The sequence below is a fragment of the Bacillus sp. SIMBA_005 genome, assembly GCF_046535585.1.
GTDB lineage: Bacteria > Bacillota > Bacilli > Bacillales > Bacillaceae > Bacillus > Bacillus pumilus.
This window is the reverse complement of sequence record NZ_JAWRWI010001192.1, coordinates 1-235: the sequence shown is the minus strand read 5'-3', so window position 1 is coordinate 235 and position 235 is coordinate 1. Positions and strand designations below refer to the sequence as shown.

The window sequence follows — 235 nt, the reverse complement described above, 5'->3', positions numbered from 1 at the left end:
CGTGCTCGATCTCGATGCGAGGCTGGTGGATGCCCTTGCGGCAGCAGGAGGCACCACCGACGACGCCGACCTGGCGGCGGTGAACCTTGCGCGTGTCCTCGCCGATGGTGAGCAGATCGTCGTTCCCGCAGTGGGCGCGACCTCGGATGCCTCGGGCGGCGCGGCGCCGGGGGACGACCGCATCGACCTGAATGCCGCTGACCAGGCGGCGCTCGAGACCCTGCCGCGCATCGGC

General features: G+C 71.9%; 1 protein-coding gene. It reads left to right on the top strand.

From position 1 onward, the window contains the following. The coding region (locus tag SB660_RS23855; RefSeq protein ID WP_410585086.1) for an SLBB domain-containing protein at positions 1-235 on the top strand (235 nt) is incomplete at both ends.